Genomic DNA, 4,358 nt, shown 5'->3' on the forward strand with positions numbered 1-4,358 from the left:
GCCTTGTGCGCCTCGGAACCCTTGAGATGCTTGACGCCGTCCTTGTCGACAAAGCCGTCTTCGAAGGACTTCTTGGCGTTGTCCCAGGCGCCGCCGCCAGAGGTCATCGAGATGGCGACGAACAGGCCGTTGACGATGACGCCGAGCAGCGAGGCACCCAGCGCTGCAAAGGCGGACGCCTTCGAGCCCGAGATGAGCAGCACGCCGAAATAGACGACGAGCGGCGCCAGCACCGGCAGCAGCGACGGGATGATCATTTCCCTGATTGCCGCCTTGGTCAGAAGGTCGACCGCGCGGGCGTAGTTCGGCTTCGAGGTGCCGGCCATGATGCCCGGATCCTCGCGGAACTGCTTGCGCACCTCCTCGACGATGGCGCCCGCCGCACGGCCGACGGCCGTCATGGCGATGCCGCCGAACAGATACGGGATCAGCCCGCCGAAGATCAGGCCGGCGACGACGTATGGGTTGGAGAGATCGAAGGAGATCTCGCCCATGCCCTGGAAGTAGGGATATTTGTCGCCATTGGCGGCGAAGAACTTCAGGTCGTTCGAGTACGCGGCAAACAGCACCAATGCGCCGAGACCAGCGGAGCCGATGGCGTAGCCCTTGGTCACCGCCTTGGTGGTGTTGCCGACCGCGTCGAGCGCGTCGGTGGAGTGGCGCACTTCCTTGGGCAGGCCGGCCATTTCGGCGATGCCGCCGGCATTGTCGGTGACCGGGCCGAAGGCATCGAGCGCAACGATCATGCCGGCAAGGCCGAGCATCGTCGTGACCGCGATCGCCGTACCGAAGAGGCCGGCAAGCTGATAGGTCGAGATGATGCCGCCGACGATGACGATCGCCGGCAGCGCCGTCGATTCCAGCGAGACCGCGAGGCCCTGGATGACGTTGGTGCCGTGACCGGTGACCGACGCCTGGGCGATGGAATTGACCGGGCGCTTGTTGGTGCCGGTGTAGTATTCGGTGATGACCACGATGAGACCGGTCACCACGAGGCCGATCAGGCCGCAGATGAACAGGTTCTTGCCGGTGATGACCATGCCGGCGACCGTGCCGACCTCACCCCAGCCGAGCGTCACCTGGGTGGCGACGCCGAGGCCGACGATGGACAGCAGGCCAGTGACGATCAGGCCCTTGTAGAGTGCGCCCATGATCGAGCCGTTGGAACCGAGCTTGACGAAGAAGGTGCCGACGATCGAGGTCAGGATGCAGGCGCCGCAGATGGCGAGCGGATAAAGCATGGCCGCACCCAACACGGCGGTCCCGCCAAAGAAGATGGCAGCCAGAACCATGGTGGCGACGACAGTCACCGCATAGGTTTCGAACAGGTCAGCGGCCATGCCGGCGCAGTCGCCGACATTGTCGCCGACATTGTCGGCGATCGTGGCCGGGTTGCGCGGATCGTCTTCGGGAATACCGGCTTCGACCTTGCCGACGAGATCGCCACCGACGTCGGCGCCTTTGGTGAAGATGCCGCCGCCGAGACGAGCGAAGATCGAGATCAGCGATGCGCCGAAGCCGAGCGAGACCAGCGAGTCGATGACGATGCGGTCATTGGGCTGGAGGCCCATGAAGTGGGTCAGGATGAGGTAGTAGATCGACACGCCGAGCAAGGCGAGGCCAGCAACCAGCATGCCGGTGATGGCGCCCGATTTGAACGCGATGTCGAGGCCGGCAGCGAGACTGTTCGATGCGGCCTGCGCCGTGCGAACGTTGGCGCGAACGGAGACATGCATGCCGATGAAGCCGGCGGCGCCTGAAAGCACCGCTCCGATCAGGAAGCCGATCGCGGCGGTGATGGACAGCAACCACCAGGCGAGCACGAGGACGACGACGCCAACGATGGCGATGGTGGTGTACTGACGCGCCAGATAGGCTTGTGCGCCCTCGCGGATAGCCGCGGAGATTTCCTGCATGCGTGCATTGCCCTGATCGGCCGCAAGGACCGAACGTGTCGCCCAGATGGCGTAAAGGATTGAAAGCAGGCCGCAGGCGATGACGGCGGAAATAATTGTCATTGCCGGATTTTCCTCGATTGATGGCCCAAAAGAACCCCTCCCTGGGCCGTTGAGACAAAGACCGGATTCCGAGCACGGAATCCGCCTCTTCGCAGCGGTGTATGCGAAACAGGGCTGCGAACGTCAAGATATTGTTCGGTTTTTGCCCGGCTTTCGCCCAAATGGTTGGGACCAGGCGGCGGCTGCCGTCAGCACCCTGCGATTAGATCGATTGAAATTAGCCCTGACGCAGGGCGTGGCTACTCTGCCTCCCGGCCCATCCGGCGCGCCGTGTAGCGCTCTATGGCCGACAGGCCGTCATAGATCAGCACGGCAAGGGCTGCCACGATCAGGCCGCCCTGCAGGATGAAGGCGAGATTGTTGGATAACAACCCGGCGATGATCACTTCGCCCAGCGTTTTGGCTGCCACGGTCGAACCGATGGTCGCCGTGGCAAGGCTGATCACCACCGACAGCCTGATGCCGCCGAGAATGATCGGGGCGCTGAGCGGCAGCTCGACCTTGGTGAGCCTTTGCCAACCGGTCATGCCGGCGCCGCGCGCCGCCTCGACGACGTTGGCAGGTAGCGTCGTCAGGCCGGTCAGCGCGTTCTCGAAGATCGGCAGCAGGCCATAGAGAAACAGCGCGATCAGTGTCGGCTTCTCGCCGAAGCCGACGGCCGGCACGGCGAGTGCCAGCACCGCCACGGGCGGAAAGGTCTGGCCGATGTTGACCAGGCTGCGCGACAGCGGCAGGAATTCGGCGCCGGCGGGCCTGGTGACCAGGATGGCAAGCGCCACCGCAACGATGGTTGCTGCCACGGTGGCGATCAGAACCGTGCGCAAATGCAGCAATGTCAGCGTCAGCAGGCTGCCCTGGTTGTAGATCACCGGCGCATTGTTTTCGGTCAGCGGCTTCAGCAGCGGCACGAACCAGCCGGGATTGGTGACGAAGGCAACGAGCAGCATCACCAGGGCAAGTCTGAGCAGCGATGGAAGCCAGGCCTTCATGCGGGCCTCGCCGCGCGCTTCACCAGCCCGTCGACGGTGACGCGGCCAAGCGGCTTGCCATCGGCGCCTTTGACCGGCAGCGCCGGCCGGCCCGTCCACAACAATTCGGCCAGCGCGTCACGCTGGCTGGCGTCGCCGGGGATCGCCTCGCCTTCGGCGGAGCCCTTCTCCACGGCATCGCGGACCCGACCGAGCGACAGCAGCCGGAACGGCCTTTCGCTGGCGCCGACCAGGGTCTCGACGAAGGCGCTTGCCGGCTTTGCCAGGATCTCGGCGGGCTTGGCGTATTGCACCAGCTTGCCGGCATCCATGACCGCGATCTTGTCGCCCATATGCACGGCCTCTTCCATGTCGTGGGTGACCAGGATGATGGTGGTGCCGAAGCGCTTCTGGATCGCCAGCAGATCTTCCTGCGCCTTGTTGCGGATGATCGGGTCGAGGGCGCCGAACGGTTCGTCCATCAACAGCACGTTGGGCTCGGCGGCGAGCGCGCGGGCAACGCCGACGCGCTGTTGCTGGCCGCCGGACAGTTCGTGCGGATAGCGCGGCCCGAAGGCTTCGGGGTCAAGCTGATAGAGCGTCATCAGTTCGTCGACCCGGGCCTTGATGCGGTCCTTGTCCCAACCGCGCAGCACCGGCACGGTGGCAATGTTCTGCGCCACCGTGCGATGCGGGAACAGGCCGTGGCCCTGGATGGCGTAGCCGATGCTGCGGCGCAGCTCATAGCCGGGCAGCGAACGATTGTCGGCGCCGTCGAGCTTGATGATGCCCGAGGTCGGCTCGACCAGCCGGTTGATCATGCGCAGCAGCGTCGTCTTGCCGGACCCGGACGTGCCGACAATGACGGCGATGGTGCGCGGCTCGATGACCATCGACACGTCATCGACCACGGTCGTCGCGTCATAGCGCTTGGTAATGCCTTCGATCTCGATCATGCCGTTTCAACCCTGCGCCTGGTGGCGGTCATTTCGATCACCGCATCGAGGATGATGGCGGCGGCAAAGGCGAGCGCGACCGTTGGCACCGCGCCGAGCAGCACAAGGTCCATCGCCGTCTGGCCCACACCCTGGAAGACGAATACGCCGAAACCGCCGCCGCCGATCAGCGCGGCAATGGTGGCGAGGCCGATGTTCTGCACCAAGACGATGCGGATGCCGGTGAGGATGACGGGAAAAGCCAGCGGAAACTCGACGCCGAACAGGCGCTGCCTGTCGGTCATGCCCATGCCGCGTGCCGCGTCGTTGGCGGCGCGCGGCACGCCAGCGAGACCGACCACGGTGTTGGCCACCACCGGCAGCAGCGAATAAAGGAACAGCGCGACGAAGGCGGGGGCTGTGCCGATGCCGCGAAT

General features: G+C 64.9%; 4 protein-coding genes. All 4 read right to left on the minus strand.

From position 1 onward, the window contains the following. On the minus strand, positions 1-2,018 hold a 2,018-nt coding region (locus EN991_RS25030; protein WP_127369761.1), incomplete at its 3' end, for a sodium-translocating pyrophosphatase. 239 nt (positions 2,019-2,257) lie between these two features. Further along, on the minus strand, positions 2,258-3,007 hold the full coding sequence (locus EN991_RS25035) for an ABC transporter permease (protein ID WP_013532238.1): 750 nt from the start codon (positions 3,005-3,007) through the stop codon (positions 2,258-2,260). Beyond that, on the minus strand, positions 3,004-3,942 hold the full coding sequence (locus tag EN991_RS25040; RefSeq protein ID WP_127369762.1) for an ABC transporter ATP-binding protein: 939 nt from the start codon (positions 3,940-3,942) through the stop codon (positions 3,004-3,006). Before EN991_RS25040 ends, EN991_RS25035 begins: the two co-directional genes overlap by 4 nt. After that, on the minus strand, positions 3,939-4,358 hold a 420-nt coding region (locus EN991_RS25045; RefSeq protein WP_127369763.1), incomplete at its 5' end, for an ABC transporter permease subunit. The genes EN991_RS25040 and EN991_RS25045, both read right to left, overlap by 4 nt.

Source organism: Mesorhizobium sp. M7A.F.Ca.US.005.03.2.1 (assembly GCF_003997795.1).
Taxonomy (GTDB): domain Bacteria; phylum Pseudomonadota; class Alphaproteobacteria; order Rhizobiales; family Rhizobiaceae; genus Mesorhizobium; species Mesorhizobium ciceri.